This is a genomic window from Neobacillus sp. Fa239 (assembly GCF_055395235.1).
Genome location: NZ_AP041611.1, coordinates 2714402 through 2729237, shown reverse-complemented (window position 1 = coordinate 2729237; position 14836 = coordinate 2714402). Strand labels below are relative to the sequence as shown.

The 14836-nt window shown below is 38.8% G+C and carries 9 protein-coding genes and 5 pseudogenes; 6 read left to right on the top strand and 8 right to left on the bottom strand.

Annotation, left to right across the window (positions count from 1 at the left end):
• The first annotated feature begins 374 nt into the window (after positions 1–374).
• From ACZ5XR_RS13115 to ACZ5XR_RS13105, 3 genes are all read left to right on the top strand, one after another.
• Complete coding sequence (locus ACZ5XR_RS13115) at positions 375–1595, top strand: CaiB/BaiF CoA transferase family protein (RefSeq protein ID WP_464502066.1); 1221 nt, start codon at positions 375–377, stop codon at positions 1593–1595.
• Positions 1576–2790, top strand: coding sequence for an acyl-CoA dehydrogenase family protein (locus tag ACZ5XR_RS13110; RefSeq protein WP_464502301.1), 1215 nt, complete (start codon positions 1576–1578; stop codon positions 2788–2790). Before ACZ5XR_RS13115 ends, ACZ5XR_RS13110 begins: the two co-directional genes overlap by 20 nt.
• Before the next feature lie 486 nt (positions 2791–3276).
• The gene (locus tag ACZ5XR_RS13105; protein ID WP_464502065.1) at positions 3277–4839 is read left to right on the top strand and encodes an APC family permease; all 1563 of its coding nucleotides are present in this window, start codon (positions 3277–3279) and stop codon (positions 4837–4839) included.
• Positions 4840–4957: 118 nt separating this feature from the next.
• On the opposite strand, the pseudogene ACZ5XR_RS13100 reads toward ACZ5XR_RS13105, so the two are convergent.
• From ACZ5XR_RS13100 to ACZ5XR_RS13065, 8 genes and pseudogenes are all read right to left on the bottom strand, one after another.
• A pseudogene (locus tag ACZ5XR_RS13100) lies at positions 4958–5098 on the bottom strand (HAD family hydrolase); the annotation flags it as partial.
• 14 nt (positions 5099–5112) lie between these two features.
• A pseudogene (locus tag ACZ5XR_RS13095) lies at positions 5113–6174 on the bottom strand (NAD-dependent succinate-semialdehyde dehydrogenase); the annotation flags it as partial.
• Positions 6175–6214: 40 nt separating this feature from the next.
• Complete coding sequence (gene gabT / locus ACZ5XR_RS13090) at positions 6215–7582, bottom strand: 4-aminobutyrate--2-oxoglutarate transaminase (RefSeq protein ID WP_464502300.1); 1368 nt, start codon at positions 7580–7582, stop codon at positions 6215–6217.
• Between the two features lie 40 nt (positions 7583–7622).
• Positions 7623–8037, bottom strand: a pseudogene (locus ACZ5XR_RS13085) (aminotransferase class III-fold pyridoxal phosphate-dependent enzyme); the annotation flags it as partial.
• A pseudogene (locus ACZ5XR_RS13080) lies at positions 8034–8360 on the bottom strand (AAA-type ATPase lid domain-containing protein); the annotation flags it as partial. The pseudogenes ACZ5XR_RS13080 and ACZ5XR_RS13085, both read right to left, overlap by 4 nt.
• Positions 8315–8580: pseudogene (locus ACZ5XR_RS13075) on the bottom strand (glutamate dehydrogenase); the annotation flags it as partial. The pseudogenes ACZ5XR_RS13080 and ACZ5XR_RS13075, both read right to left, overlap by 46 nt.
• The gene (locus ACZ5XR_RS13070) at positions 8568–8660 is read right to left on the bottom strand and encodes a Glu/Leu/Phe/Val dehydrogenase dimerization domain-containing protein (protein ID WP_464502299.1); all 93 of its coding nucleotides are present in this window, start codon (positions 8658–8660) and stop codon (positions 8568–8570) included. The pseudogene ACZ5XR_RS13075 and the gene ACZ5XR_RS13070, both read right to left, overlap by 13 nt.
• A gap of 412 nt (positions 8661–9072) precedes the next feature.
• The gene (locus ACZ5XR_RS13065) at positions 9073–10425 is read right to left on the bottom strand and encodes an APC family permease (RefSeq protein ID WP_464502064.1); all 1353 of its coding nucleotides are present in this window, start codon (positions 10423–10425) and stop codon (positions 9073–9075) included.
• Between the two features lie 615 nt (positions 10426–11040).
• Here ACZ5XR_RS13065 and ACZ5XR_RS13060 point away from each other — a divergent pair.
• The 3 genes from ACZ5XR_RS13060 to ACZ5XR_RS13050 all read left to right on the top strand — a co-directional run bounded on the left by ACZ5XR_RS13060 (position 11041) and on the right by ACZ5XR_RS13050 (position 14819).
• Positions 11041–11550 carry a DinB family protein gene (locus tag ACZ5XR_RS13060; RefSeq protein WP_464502063.1) on the top strand — a complete coding sequence of 170 codons (510 nt, stop codon included), beginning with the start codon at positions 11041–11043 and terminating at the stop codon, positions 11548–11550.
• A gap of 195 nt (positions 11551–11745) precedes the next feature.
• A complete protein-coding gene (locus tag ACZ5XR_RS13055) occupies positions 11746–12222 on the top strand; it encodes a metal-dependent hydrolase (RefSeq protein ID WP_464502062.1) in 477 nt (158 codons plus the stop codon).
• Between the two features lie 758 nt (positions 12223–12980).
• Positions 12981–14819 (top strand): PAS domain S-box protein, encoded by a 1839-nt coding sequence (locus ACZ5XR_RS13050; RefSeq protein WP_464502061.1) that lies wholly within the window; start codon positions 12981–12983, stop codon positions 14817–14819.
• Positions 14820–14836: the final 17 nt, after the last annotated feature.

The window sequence follows — 14836 nt, the reverse complement described above, 5'->3', positions numbered from 1 at the left end:
GTGTATCTTCTCTATCTTTGTATTTAATTGAATCTCGCATTATTTGTTTTATAACCGGAAAAATCGGTGATTACCTCGGCATTTGGCAAAGTTTTTTCGATCCGACTAGGATGAAAATACTCTCTTTAAAATCCTTTTCAAATTATTTATTGACAAATAGATTTAATTGTGTGAACATTAAGATAGTTCACGGGAAAAGAGTTACCCTCTCTTTCATTCTGAACAAATGATTTAATGATCCTAATATAAAATAAAAACTGCCTAAATTCGTCCGATCTTCTTAGCAGAAGAATAAACACGAACAAAAGCCAGTTTAAACTACCTTTTTGGGGTTTAAACTGGCTTTTTTTGATTTCAAAAGGAGGAGAACAGTAATGGCCGGTGCCTTAGCAGGTGTCAGAATACTAGATCTGACAAGGGTTTTAGCAGGACCCTTTTGCACCATGATTTTAGGTGATTTAGGTGCCGAGGTAATCAAGGTGGAGGGGACATTCAATCAAGATGATACCCGTGCCTGGGGGCCTCCCAACACGGGTGGGGAAAGCGCCTATTATCTTTGTGCGAACCGAAACAAGCAGGCAGTCAGTTTAAATTTAAAAACAGCAGCGGGGAAAGAAGTTTTTAAAAAGCTGGTCGCCTATTCTGATGTGGTTGTGCAAAATTTTAAGACTGGAACAATAGACAAAATGGGATTGGGTTATGAAGTAATGAGAGAAATTAACCCACAAATAATCCTTGCCTCCATAACAGGTTTTGGCAATAACGGGCCTTATAAAGACCAAGCGGGCTACGATTATATCATCCAGGCAATGAGCGGGTTAATGAGCATAACTGGGGACCCTGATTCCGGGCCCCAAAAAGTCGGTGTTGCGATTGCAGATGTACTTACTGGTTTATACACGACAATCGGGATCCTTGCGGCACTAAATGAACGAAGGGATTCGGACCAAGGGCAGGAAATCGATATCTCACTATTTGATTCGCAAATTTCTGCTTTGGTGAATGTAGCCAGCAATTATCTGATTTCAGGTAAAACACCAAGGCGGTTTGGAAATCAGCATCCTAATATCGTACCCTATCAGGTCTTCCCAACACTTGATCAGGAAATGGTGGTCGCTGTAGGAAATGACGGGCAGTTTGAAAAGTTTGTCCACATTCTTGGGATGCCGGAATTAGCAAGTAATGAGAAATTTAAAACGAATCCGAAGCGTGTAGAACATCGTGAGGAACTGATTCAAATCATCAGTGAGAAACTGAAAGTGAGACCTGCACAATATTGGCAAGAATTAATGCTATCAGCGGGAATTCCAAATGGACCAATCAACAATATGGAGGAGCTATTTAAAGATCCTCAGGTTCAAGCCAGAAATATGTTAATTGAGATGTCCCATCCTACCGCCGGCAAAATTAATTTGGTAGGAAGTCCTTTAAAGCTATCCCGTACTCCGGTAGAGATGAGAAGACATCCCCCCCTTTACAACGAGCATACAGAGGAAATTTTATCAAAAGTAGGATACACAAAAGATCAGATTAAAGAAATGGAAAAAATGGAGATCATAGGAGGAATAAAAAATGATGAATTTTTCACTCAGTGAAGAACAACAAATGGTTAAGAAGATGGTCCGCAGTTTTGTCGACAAGGAAATCATGCCTTACATACAGGAATGGGATGCCAACCAACATTTTGAAAAAGGAATCATGAAACGATTGGCAGATTTAAATTTAATGGGGGTTTGTATTCCGGAAGAGTATGGCGGCATCGGAATGGATTACAATACCCTGGCCATTGTTTGTGAAGAATTGGAACGGGGAGATACCGCATTCCGGACAGCTGTATCCGTTCATACCGGACTAAACAGCATGACCTTGCTGCAATGGGGCAACGAAGAGCAAAAGCAAAAATATCTGGTTCCACAAGCAAAAGGTGAAAAAATTGGCGCATTTGGCTTAACAGAGCCGAATGCCGGCAGTGATGTTGTCGCAATGAATTCGACAGCCCGAAGAGACGGAGATTTTTATATTCTTAATGGATCCAAAGTATGGATTTCACTCTGTGATTATGCGGATAACTTCCTTATTTTTGCAAAAACAGATCACGATTTGGCGCATAAAGGGATAACAGCATTTATCGTGGAGCGTACATTTACAGGTGTAGAAACAAGGGGATTCAAGGGTAAACTGGGAATTCGTGCAGGTAATACGGGTGAAGTCTTTTTATCAGATGTAAAAGTGCCAGTGGCTAACAGACTTGGTGAAGAAGGAGATGGCTTCAAAATTGCAATGGCTGCATTAGATAATGGCCGGTTCACCGTAGCCGCCGGTGCTGTTGGTTTAATCGAAGCATGCCTGGAGGCAAGCCTAAAATATTGCCATGAGCGTAAAACATTTGGAAAAGAAATTGGAAAACACCAGCTTGTTCAACAAATGATTGCAAAAATGAGCTCCAATCTAGAGATTTCTAAATTGCTAGTTTATAAAGCTGGCTGGTTGAAAAATCAAGGAAAACGGAACACACGTGAAACCTCCATGGCCAAATGGATTGCTTGCGATGCCGCTTTTGAAGCTGCCAATGATGCTGTTCAAATCCATGGGGCATACGGTTATTCCAATGAATATCCCGTGGAGAGATATTTACGAAATTCAAAAGCCCCTGTTATCTATGAAGGGACAAGGGAGATTCATACAATAATGCAAGGTGAATATACGTTAGGCTACCGTACGGATAAGCCTTTGGACAAAGCACTTCCAGCGTGGCCTTTTGCAAAGGAAAAGTCTGCTCAATTAAATTAATGCATACAACGATCCATTTTAAAATGCAGCCATTTGCACAAGGAACTGGCTGCATTTTTTTTCTATAATTAATTAGAACTTCAATGCTCCCTCATTCTCTCAAGATTTAAACATGGTTTGATAAACTAATTCACGCATTAAAATACATTTTTATAGGATAGTAGATTTTTTTATTAGGACCGAAATTTGACAAGAACATGCGCATTATTTTACGTTTACAAAAAGCCGCCAGTACCGTCGCCCGGGTCTTCCTTATCCGAAATGAGATTGCTTATATGATTTTCCTGTTCTCAGTACGCGGCTGAACAAAAAGTCACTAATTCCTAAAATTTATTCACAGTTGAATAAAATATGCAAAATTGAATGCAAATAGGAGAATAATATTTCTTTCTAAGTTTAATTTACTGAATATTACTATAATTTCGAATTGGCACAACAATTGCATATAAGATTAAAAACTACCATTTTTTTAAGGAGGTTGAAAAAATGCAAGAAAATTCGAACAAACAAACAGACGGATCTGCGTCAGAACATCATGATAGTGATGCTGCACACCTGGCAGCGCTTGGTTATGAATCTGAATTTCGCCGCGACATGAGCCCATGGGCAAACTTTTCGCTCGGGTTTACTTACCTTTCCCCAGTCGTAGGTGTGTACACAGTATTTGCCTACGCGCTTGCATCAGGCGGTCCACCCATGATTTGGAGCCTTATCATCACTGGTCTCGGACAATTACTAGTTGCACTTGTCTTTAGTGAGATTGTTGCACAATTCCCTGTTGCAGGAGGAATTTATCCTTGGGCCCGAAGATTATGGGGGCGGAAGTATGCGTGGATGACTGGCTGGGTTTATTTAATTGCTTTGTTTGTAACAATTGCCAGTGTTGTGTATGGAGCCGGACCTTTTCTGGCACAGATTTTGGGTTTTCAAGTATCAGTGGACTCGACGATTATTTGTGCAATACTCATTCTGGTACTATCGACGATCATCAACTTTCTTGGCACAAAGGCTCTCTCAGCTGCAGCAGTCATTGGTTTTACTGCCGAGATTATCGGTGCGCTTGCAGTTGGCTCTTGGCTCCTTCTCACACAAAGGCATCACGGTCTTGGTGTGCTCTTTAATTCTTTTGGTGCACAAGGCAGCCATAGCTACTTATATGCCTTTGCTGCGGCCGGTTTAATTGGGACTTTCCTATATTTTGGGTTCGAAGCTTGTGGTGATGTTGCGGAAGAAGTACCTAATCCAGGTTCACTGATCCCTAAAGCGATGAGGAGGACGATTTATATTGGCGGTGCTGCAGCCATTTTTGTTTGCCTTGCCTTAGTACTTTCCGTTGCTGATATCCCTTCAGTGATCTCTGGTAAAGACGTAACGCCTGTTGATACATTATTAAACGCGGCATTTGGTCCTGTTGGTGCGAAAATCGTAATGGGTATTGTATTGATTTCTTTCCTTTCATGTACAATAAGCTTACAGGCAGCAGCCAGCCGCCTTGCATATTCGTATGGACGTGATGACATGATTATAGGAAGCCGATTGTTAAAGAAGTTTTCGGCTGCGCGCCACATCCCGCCATATTCGTTACTGCTTTCAGCCATTGTTCCGGCCATCATTGTTCTTGGTTCAAAAGTGTCTACAGATGCCCTCACAAAGATAGTCAGTTTTGCGTCGTTTGGCATTTATGTTGGATTCCAAATGGTTGTCCTTGCTGCACTTCGTGCCAGACTAAAAGGCTGGAAGCCACGCGGTAAATACCAATTGGGCAAGTGGGGACTGCCTGTCAATATTGGTGCGCTTGTCTACGGAATCATCGCAATGATCGACATGTGTTGGCCAAGAACGCCAGACGCGCATTGGTATGATAACTATATCGTGCTTGTTTCGGGAGTCGTAGTGGTTGGTGCTGGTTTACTGTATATGATGATTCATCGCAGCTACGGTTATAGCAGTATGCCGTATAATGATGCGATACCGAAAAAAGAATCCTCTCAACAAAGTGTTCATGCCTTGAATAATCTTGATTTACAGGCAAAATCAACGAAACAGTAACTTAATAAATTATACTAAATAAAGTCGAGGGTAATGTCGAGGGCACTGAAAAACTGAAGGTTTTTCAATGCCCTCCTGTAAATATCAACCTAATGGCCTTTATTTCTTCTTCAGTTTAGTTGGTTTTAAATTGATCCGGTGACATTCCTAAATAATTTTCACTGATTAACAATTCCCATACCGTCAGGGCAGAAGCATCAAAATAATGTTTCTAACTTAACAGAACCCCGTCTACATCGAAAAAAATCGAATTAATCATCCTCCCTGCCTCTTTCCAATTGCTTCGATTGGTTTAGAACCGCTATATGAGATCTTTCCACCTTTTTGCAATGCATCCTCCAGAAGTGATTCCACCTTGACTAATGCAGCCTGATCTATTAACGGTCCAATATCAACGTTCTCGTCAAGACCATTACCCACCATAAGTTTTGCCAATTCTTCTTGAAAAAGTTGAATAAATTGCTCAGCAACACTTTCTTGTACATAAACTCGATTGGTACAAATACAAGTTTGACCGGCATTTCGGAATTTTGATTGAACAAGTCCGGCGGCTGCTTTTGATAAATTGGCATCATCCATGACAATAAACGGAGCATTCCCGCCAAGCTCCAGTGATACCTTTTTGACGGTTTCGGCTGCCCCTCTCATCAATTTCTTCCCTACCTCTGTTGAACCAGTAAAAGTAATTTTCGTTACTCGTGGATCTTTTAGCCAGGCCTCTCCGATTTCTGAAGATTTTCCAGTCACTACATTTAACACACCGCTTGGGATACCGGCTTCATGGGCAAGCTCTGCCAATTTTAGTGCTGTTAGCGGTGTCTGGTTAGCTGGTTTTACAACGGCGGTACATCCTGCAGCTAGGGCAGGGGCGACTTTTCTGGTAATCATAGCAGCCGGGAAATTCCACGGGGTGATGGCCGCAATCACACCAACTGGTTCTTTTCTTACCAAAATCCGTTTATTTGGATGGGACGTCGGGATGGTTTCTCCGTATACTCTTTTCCCTTCTTCCGCATACCAAGAGATGAACCCATTGGCATACACTACTTCTCCCAATGCCTCTTTTAAGGGTTTCCCTTGTTCAATTGTCATGATTCTAGCAATTTCATGTTTATTTTCTTCTATTAAATAGAACCATTTCATTAAAAGCTGATAGCGTTCATCCGCTGTTATTTTCGACCATTTCTTAAATGAGGTATAAGCTGCATCGACCGCTAGGTTTGCTTCAACCGTTCCGCCAATTGGAATGGCTCCTACTAATTCCCTTGTAGCTGGGTTGATTATTTCAGTTATTTCCTCGTAATCACTACCAACCCATTTCCCATCTAAGTTCATTGGATAAACTCGATATTGCTGCTCCAGTTTTTTCACACTATTACCTCCCCAAGGAAGCAGCCGGATTACCTTCCACTACTGCTTTTATGGCTTCCTCTAGAATTTGCAAACCTTCTACAAGCTGGTCATCCGTAATCGTTAAAGGCATAAGGATTCGGATGACGTTACTGAAGATCCCTGCGCTCAATAAAAGAAGGCCGCGCTCTCCTGCCGCTTTTACAATTTTTCCAACCGTCGCTTTATCAGGAGTTTTATCCTTTTTGTCTTTCACAATTTCCATCGCGCACATTGCACCAAGACCACGGACATCTCCGATACAATCAAACCGGTCAGCTAAAAGCTGCATCTTTTCTATCACACGAATTCCTAATATTTCTGCTCTTTCATTAAGATTTTCGCTCTCAATAATGTCGAGAACCGTCAAAGCAGCTCGGCAGCCAAGCGGACTACCGGAATAAGTACCTCCAATCTCTCCAACCTCCGCCGAATCCATTATTTCTGCCCGTCCAATCACACCGCTGATTGGAACGCCGGCTCCCATAGATTTTGAAATGGTAATTAAATCAGGGACAACCCCAAAATGTTCGATGGCAAAGTATTTTCCTGTACGGGCAAAGCCAGTTTGAATTTCATCTGCCACAAACAGCATTCCGTATTGATTGCAAATCTCTCTCACTCGTTTAATAAAAGCTAAATCTGGAACAATAAATCCGCCCTCCCCTTGAACAGGCTCCAAAACCACGGCAGCGATCGTTTCCGGCGCCACTTCATTGATTAAAAACTGCTCGAATTGATCAATCATCATGGCACTGTATTGCTCTTCATTCATTCCGTCTGGACGGCGATAAACATACGGGTAAGGCGCTTTATAGACCTCTGGGGCAAACGGTCCAAATCCAAATTTATAAGGCTTTACCTTACTTGTCATCGTCATCGTCATTAACGTACGGCCATGGAATCCACGTGTAAAAGAGATGATTCCTTGGCGCTTTGTATACTTCCTTGCTATTTTCACTGCATTTTCAACAGCTTCAGCACCACTGTTAAAAAAAGCAGCCTGTTTTTCAAAATCTCCGGGAGCGATCCTGCAAAGCCTCTCAGCTAGCTGAATATACGATTCGTACATCATCACATTAAAGCCTGTATGAATGAATTGGCTTACCTGCTCCTGCAAGGCCCAAACAACCCTTGGATGGGAATGTCCCACGTTAAGTGTACCGATTGCCCCTGCAAAATCGATATACTTATTCCCGTCAACATCTTCGACGAGTGCACCTTGTGCTTTTTTCACGAAGGATTGAATATTATTACTGATTGCTTTTGGAACATATTTGTTTCTCCGTTGCAATAGTTCCTTGGATTTTGGACCGGGTATTGATGTTTGGAGCTTAACAAATTTCTTTTCCATTTCCACTTTATCTGCTCCCCTTCTATTGCATTCATACCTTTTAATATATTATTCTTCCACCAGATAGTACTTGTTTAAAGGTTCTGACCACTTGATCAACCTCATTATAGCCAATTGTTAATGCCGGCTCGATTCTAATTGTTTTCGAGTTGATCAATGTTCCGGCAACAAAAATGCCATTATCAAACATTCCTTTCGAAACCTCATAGCCGATTTCATCCTTATGGAATTCGATTCCTATCATCAACCCTTTTCCACGAATTTCTTGCACTTTATCTTCATGGCCTTTAGCAGCTTTTTTTGAGCTCTTCAAGGAAATACTCTCCTACTTCAGCAGCTCTTTCCGGTAATTTTTCTTCTATTAAAATTCCAATTGTGGCAATTGCGGCCGCACAGGCAAGTGGATTGCCCCCAAAGGTTGTAGTATGCATAAAAGGATTTTCGAACCAGCTTAAGTAGATAGTGTCTCCATATTCATATTTTTCTCACTTAAAATCTTCTGATACTTTCTGCTTACGGATGATAGGCTGATTTCTAAAGCTTTTGCAGCTTTAGTTGTCGTCTTGTATTGTTTCATAGCTTGTATAATCAACTGTTCTTCGACATCATCAATTGCCTCTTGTAATGGTATAACTCTTGTAATAATCGGCTTCATTTTTTTATATTCGTAGCCAAGCGATAAGAACTGACTAACAAACTCAGCATCTATCGCCTGTTCATCGGCAGATACTACTAATCTTTCAATAATATTTTGCAATTCACGAACATTTCCCGGCCATAGCTTTTAGAAGTGTTGTAGTCGTTTAAGAAGCTCTCCGTCATTTTTTCTTAAGCCTGCTTTCGACTTCTTCCTCTTTCCAATAGTACCCTTGATTGTTCTGACACCATTCAAAATAGGAGACAATCACGCCGCCGGAATTGGCGAGGATTTCTGGCACAACGAGAATCTTGCGCTCATCAAGAATGGATATTGCCTCTCTCGTCGTCAGTCCATTGGAACACCCCCTTTTGTCGGTCCTGGCGCATCATTATGCTGTGCCAGATATGCTTGAAAAATCTGTATTTCCCCATTATCCATTCGTAGTGGGATACTTACTTCTAAAAATCTCATTGGCGTCTTTAAGAATTCAATTACTCGAGAAGGATAGTTTAAGATACTAACTGCTTCTTTTAATGTTCCTTGAAACTCAAGGAGCGAATTGTCTCTTTCTTTTATTAATGCTTCATTCTCTTCGATTCTTAAAGATTCCATTGCCATGTTAACACCTCATTTTTTATTGTTATTAATTCTAAAAGCAATTTTCGTGCCAACATTGAAAAAGGTTGATTTTTTAGGCTTTTTAAAGATAGGTAAGAGAAAATGAAATAGGTCAATATGAAGAAATGAATGTGGTTATTCGTTTTTGCATAGAATTTACCACTTTGAAAAAGAGGGAAATTCCTTCATAAAAAAACGCATCCTATATGCCGTAGGACGCGTTTTGAAAATATTATATTGAAGTAGTGCTTTCCGCTTCTTCAAATTCAAAATCGGCAACCTTGACCTTAAAGAATTTGGTTTGAAACAGCAGATAGATAATCCCGATTGCCGACCAAGATAGTCCACCTATGAGTGCGTCTGATTGCAAATTGGACCACAAAATCCCTGTTGAGCCTGCCCCAATAAGTGGCATAATCAGGAAAGAAAAAATATCTTTTGCTGTTTTGTATCTTTTTTTGTGAAACACGAAGTAAGCGATTACCGATAAATTTACGAAAGTAAAAGCAATCAATGCCCCAAAGTTAATAAAGGAAGATATTAATTCTAAGCTAAAAGATATAGCAAGCAATGAAATGATACCGACCAAGATGACATTAAAAGCAGGTGTCCTAAATTTTGGATGTACATAACCGAACAGCTTCCTTGGGAGCACCTCATTTCTTCCCATTACATATAATAACCGCGATACACTAGCATGTGAGGCGAGACCGGAAGCCACGGTAGCAGCAAAAGCACCTGCAAGAAAAACCAATTTAAAGAGTGTCCCTCCAACATACAATCCGATTTCCGGCAATGTATCGTCGGTGTTTTTGAAATGCTCAACAGTAGGGAATAAAGACTGTGCAAAATAACCACCAACGAAAAAGATGGCCCCGCCGATAAAAACGGTTAACATGATCGCTTTCGGCATGGTTTTTTTATCAATTGCTTCCTCAGCGTACATGGTCACGGCATCAAATCCGATAAAGGAAAAACAAACTACGGTAGCGCCTGTTAACACAGCTCCAAGATGGACATTTGAATGATAAAGAGGTTTAGTTGTTAAAATTGTTCCCTGCCCCATTCCATGTGAAAATTGAACAAAAGCAAGAACAATAAATGCCGCGATTAAAACAAATTCAAACACAACAAGCAAGGAATTCAAACTGGAGGTTTTCCCCATACTCCATACATTAATTCCAGTAACGATGGCAACATAAACGACCACCCAAATCCAAGCAGGAACCTCTGGAAAAATGGATTGCATGTAAATACGAATAATCAGTGCATTCACCATTGGCAGAAGGATATAATCAAGCAATGCTGCCCAACCGACTAAGAAACCAAGATGAGAGTTCATGGTCTCCCTTGTATATGTATAAGCTGATCCAGCGCTTGGGAATACCGATACCATCTTTCCATAACTTATCGCGGTAAACAACATAACAGCGAGAGCAGTCAGGTACGCAAGCGGTACTACTCCATTTGTTTCATTAGACACAATCCCAAATGTATCAAATACAATAGTTGGAGTCATATAACCTAATCCAAGAAAAACAATTGCCCATAATCCTAGTGACCGTTTAAGAGTGACATTCTCCATTTATCAATTCTCCTTTTTAGTCCGCATTATCAATTGAAAGCGATTGCATTTTGTTATTTTAAATCTTAAACTCTTAAATCGTTAATAAGCCCCCCTAATATTTTAGTTTAATATTTCAATATTTTAAATAGTTGCAATTTTTGTACCAACTATTTTTTTACACAAATTAAGCTATAAACGAAAATAAACAAGGTTTTAGAGACTTCTTTTTTAAAAAAAGTCTCTCATTTTATGAAAATTTGCATATCATACTCATATTTGCATAAAAAAGCAGCAGATTCCGTCTGTTGGAATCCGCTGTTTTTAATAAAATTATTTCACAAATCGATGATGCCCGATCGTCGTTGTTACAGTGCGAGATAAAATCCATTTGCTTGTTTATGTTTTTGGGTTATAGAAATATAAAGAACTTTTTCCTTTTTTTGGAAGTTCCCTTAAAAACTCAACCTACTTGGGGACTTTGTATTTAGCCAGCTTTTTCTGACAGAAACCTACGATATCAGCTACAGACAAACTCTCCTCTTTCTTATAGAACCGATAAAAATTTATGTGGAAAATTATAGAAATGTATTATAGACTATAATAGTGTAAATATTTTAATAGGAGGAACTATTCATGTTTTTAACTATTGATGGGTTTGTCAAGGCTTGGGAGTTCGAAAGCTCTTCAACGCAAAAAATGCTTGACGCTTTAACCGATGAATCTTTGAAGCAATCCGTTAAACCTAATGATCGTACCCTAGGTGGTATTGCTTGGCACATTGTCACTGCCCTTCAGGGTATTATGGGACAAACAGGTTTAACCTTTGATGCACCATCTCATCATGCTACCGTTCCTACTACAGCAAACGAAATCGCAGATACTTACCGCCAAGCTAGCCAATCTTTAATCAAAGCTATTAAAACACAATGGACAGATGAAACCCTAACGGAATCTTGTAACATGTTTGGACAATTCGAATGGGCAAAAGGATTTAGCCTTTCTATACTAATAAATCATCAAATCCATCATCGCGGACAAATGACCATCCTTATGCGCCAAGCAGACGTAATCGTTCCTGGTGTATATGGTCCTGCTAAAGAAGAATGGAGCCAAATGGGTATGGAAGCTCCTGCAATTTTATAAAGGTAGTACCAACTTTATTTACGAAAAAAGAAGAAGCCGGTTTTTCCAACGATAAGAAGGAATAACCGGTTTTTTATATTTAAAGAATCTGACGTTAAGATATATGATGAGTATCTATGGTTACAAAACATATAAAATGATAGGATTAAATAACATTATACGTTAGAAATGGAAAGCAAAGAATAGGAGAGAAACATGGAAGGTAAAACACATATTGTTGGGGGTTTAGCAGCTGGCGCTCTATATTTAAACTTGGGAGGAGCCGTTAGCCATGAAGCTCTTTTTTTTGGTAGTTTAGCTCTAGGTGCTTTAATACCGGATATCGACCATACCGGTTCATCGATTGGCCGAAAGATACCGTTGATTGATAATATAGTCAGCTCTGTATTCGGTCATCGTTCCTTTACTCATAGTCTTTTGTTTTTAGTTTTAGCATTCTTCTTATTTCAGCAGACTTCCTGGCCTAAAGAAATTGAATTCGGTATCTTGCTTGGAATGTTCAGTCATATGGTCCTTGATATGCTCACAAAACAAGGAATTAAGTTTTTATGGCCTTTAAAAATCCATATAGGTATACCTGGTGGAATTCGTACTGGCGGTGCAATTGAACAAGCATTTTTCACAGTTTTAGTCGTATATCTTTTTTATGTAGGTTATCATATTTATTTATAAATCCGGAGCTTCCAGGTGGCGAATATGGTAATTGGTATTGCAATAAGTACATATTACTGATACTTTTAACATTTTTAAATAATTATAAGAATGAAGTACGGAAAGCTGTTAGATTGGAATTTCTATGAATGGTTTGTTTGTTAAGAGTGAATTTGTTTGAATGTCTTTCTGATACCAATAATAACTGATGGCACGAGAAACGATGCGATTGCCCGTCGCACAAAAAGGGGAATGGATTTCACCATTCCCTTGACGACATGTCAACCTTATTTGAGTTTTTAAAAACTAAATTAGAAATGAAAAGTAATAATGAAAACCCTCTCAAAATAAGTTGAGAGGACTTTTGATGATTATTTCGATTTTCCACGACTCTAACCTATAATTGTGTAAATTAAATATAAAGGAAATTTCCTATTCCTTGAACATTTCTTTTTTGTCCGATGATAAACAATTCAAAATACCACTATTAAACAAGAAATTTTTCACATTAATGTTTTCTTCTATTGTAAGCTTTTTACCATGGGCTGCAGGATTCCGGAAATGCCTTAAAGAATCAATTCTTTGCGCGTATTTTTTATACGTGCTGGAATCTGTGAAATGTTTAATTGGAGTTGTTTCTATGTACTGCACAATTTCGTTTAGTGACCTATTTTTATCACTTTTTCCTCTGAAACCAAATTGTAAAATAAAAAATAAAGGAAAAAAGTAGGATATGTATAATTATATTATTTAAAACAGAAAAATTAGGGAGATCATGTATGGTAAACGATCAAATTGGCACTAAACCTAAACAGAATGATGATATATTACCGATTAATTATGATTTATTAAAATTAATAGCTGAAAATGCTCAGGATATTATAACGATTTCATCTCCTGAAGGACGTGTGGAGTATATAACTCCATCTGTCCATAAATTACTGGGATATACGCCGGATGAAATAATTGGTACTTTATCATATGAAACATTCTATCGTGAAGACTATGTAAAACTAGCACATTTAAACTTTTTTCAGAATTTAGAAGAGGATAGCTTTGAGTGTCGTGTAAAACATAAGGATGGTCATTATGTTTGGTTTGAAACCAATGTTAAAGCGATTCGAGATGAAATGGGAAATATACAAAACTTTATTGGTGTCGCGCGTGTAATAACCGAGCGTAAACAGGCAATGGAAGAAATAAGGAAGGTAAAAGAAAGATTAGAATCTTTTATTAAAAATAATGCCGATGCCATGTGGGTCATTGATATGGAAGATACAGTCTTAGAAGTGAACCCAAGCTTTGAAAGAATGTTTGGGTGGTCGGAAAAAGATGTAAAGGGAGAAAAATTACCGATTATTCCTGAATTCCTCAGAGATTCGATGGCTCAAATTCATCAAAACATAAAAATGGGTGAAACCATAAGTGGTTTTGAAACCATTCGACAAAAAAAGGATGGTCAATTGCTTGATGTGGAAGCAACGCTATCCCCTATTCGGGATAGCAGCGGTGCTATTATTGGATTAACAGGTATATGCCGGGATAGTTCTAGGAGAAAGCGAATTGAAGATGAACTGAAAGTAAAAACATCACAATTGGAAATGTTTATTGAAAATAATGTTGATGCGATTGTGATTTATAATCACGAAGGTCGCGCACTAAAAGTAAATAAAACCTTTGAAAAGGTGTTTGGCTGGTCTAAGGAGGAAGTCTTAGGACTTAACTTACAACATGTCCCCTACATTCCTGATGAAAATTTAAATGAAGCGAATCAACTGTATGAACAAGTAAAAAATGGACAATCCATTATCGGTTTAGAAACGGCTCGAAAAAATAAAAATGGGAATTTGGTAAATGTATCGGTAACCGTTTCTCCTATTCATGATAACAATGGTAATATGAACGGTTGGTCGATTACCTTTAGGGATATTACGGAATGGAAAAAGGCACAACAATATCTACAGAATTCCGAAAAATTAGCTGTAGCCGGACAATTGGCTGCCGGGATTGCTCATGAGATTCGAAATCCGATGACCGCTATAAAAGGATTTAGTCAATTAATGCAAGCAGATTCAAATTGTAAAAGCCAATATTATGAAATCATCTCTTCCGAAGTAGAACGAATTGAACTTATTTTGAGTGAGTTATTAATTCTCGCGAAACCTCAATCAATCAAATATGATAAAAAAGATATTCGGGTTTTATTATCTCAAGTTATGACCCTTTTAGATTCACAAGCAATCATGAACAATATTCAATTTGCGACAGAATTTAACCCGGGCATTACTCATATTTACTGTGACGAAAACCAATTAAAGCAAGTGTTTATCAATTTCATTAAAAATTCCATTGAATCCATGCCAAATGGTGGAAGAATTACGATCGAAGTCAAAAGTGAACATAAATCAAGGGTGTTGATTCGGCTTACTGACCAGGGTTGCGGGATACCTAAAGAAGTCCTATCGAGATTAGGAGAACCTTTTTATTCAACAAAAGAAAAAGGAACGGGCTTAGGTTTTATGGTAAGTAAGAAAATCATCGAAAACCACTCAGGTGAAATAAGTGTGGATAGTGAAATAAATAAAGGTACTGTCATTGAAATTAGACTCCCCATTTAATATTTATAAAATATATA

Coding starts and splice junctions, on each gene's coding strand:
- gabT (WP_464502300.1), bottom strand. CDS start 7,582: ATGGAAAAGAAATTTGTTAAGCTCCAAACATCAATACCCGGTCCAAAA.
- ACZ5XR_RS13105 (WP_464502065.1), top strand. CDS start 3,277: ATGCAAGAAAATTCGAACAAACAAACAGACGGATCTGCGTCAGAACAT.
- ACZ5XR_RS13070 (WP_464502299.1), bottom strand. CDS start 8,660: ATGGATAATGGGGAAATACAGATTTTTCAAGCATATCTGGCACAGCAT.
- ACZ5XR_RS13065 (WP_464502064.1), bottom strand. CDS start 10,425: ATGGAGAATGTCACTCTTAAACGGTCACTAGGATTATGGGCAATTGTT.
- ACZ5XR_RS13050 (WP_464502061.1), top strand. CDS start 12,981: ATGGTAAACGATCAAATTGGCACTAAACCTAAACAGAATGATGATATA.
- ACZ5XR_RS13055 (WP_464502062.1), top strand. CDS start 11,746: ATGGAAGGTAAAACACATATTGTTGGGGGTTTAGCAGCTGGCGCTCTA.
- ACZ5XR_RS13110 (WP_464502301.1), top strand. CDS start 1,576: ATGAATTTTTCACTCAGTGAAGAACAACAAATGGTTAAGAAGATGGTC.
- ACZ5XR_RS13115 (WP_464502066.1), top strand. CDS start 375: ATGGCCGGTGCCTTAGCAGGTGTCAGAATACTAGATCTGACAAGGGTT.
- ACZ5XR_RS13060 (WP_464502063.1), top strand. CDS start 11,041: ATGTTTTTAACTATTGATGGGTTTGTCAAGGCTTGGGAGTTCGAAAGC.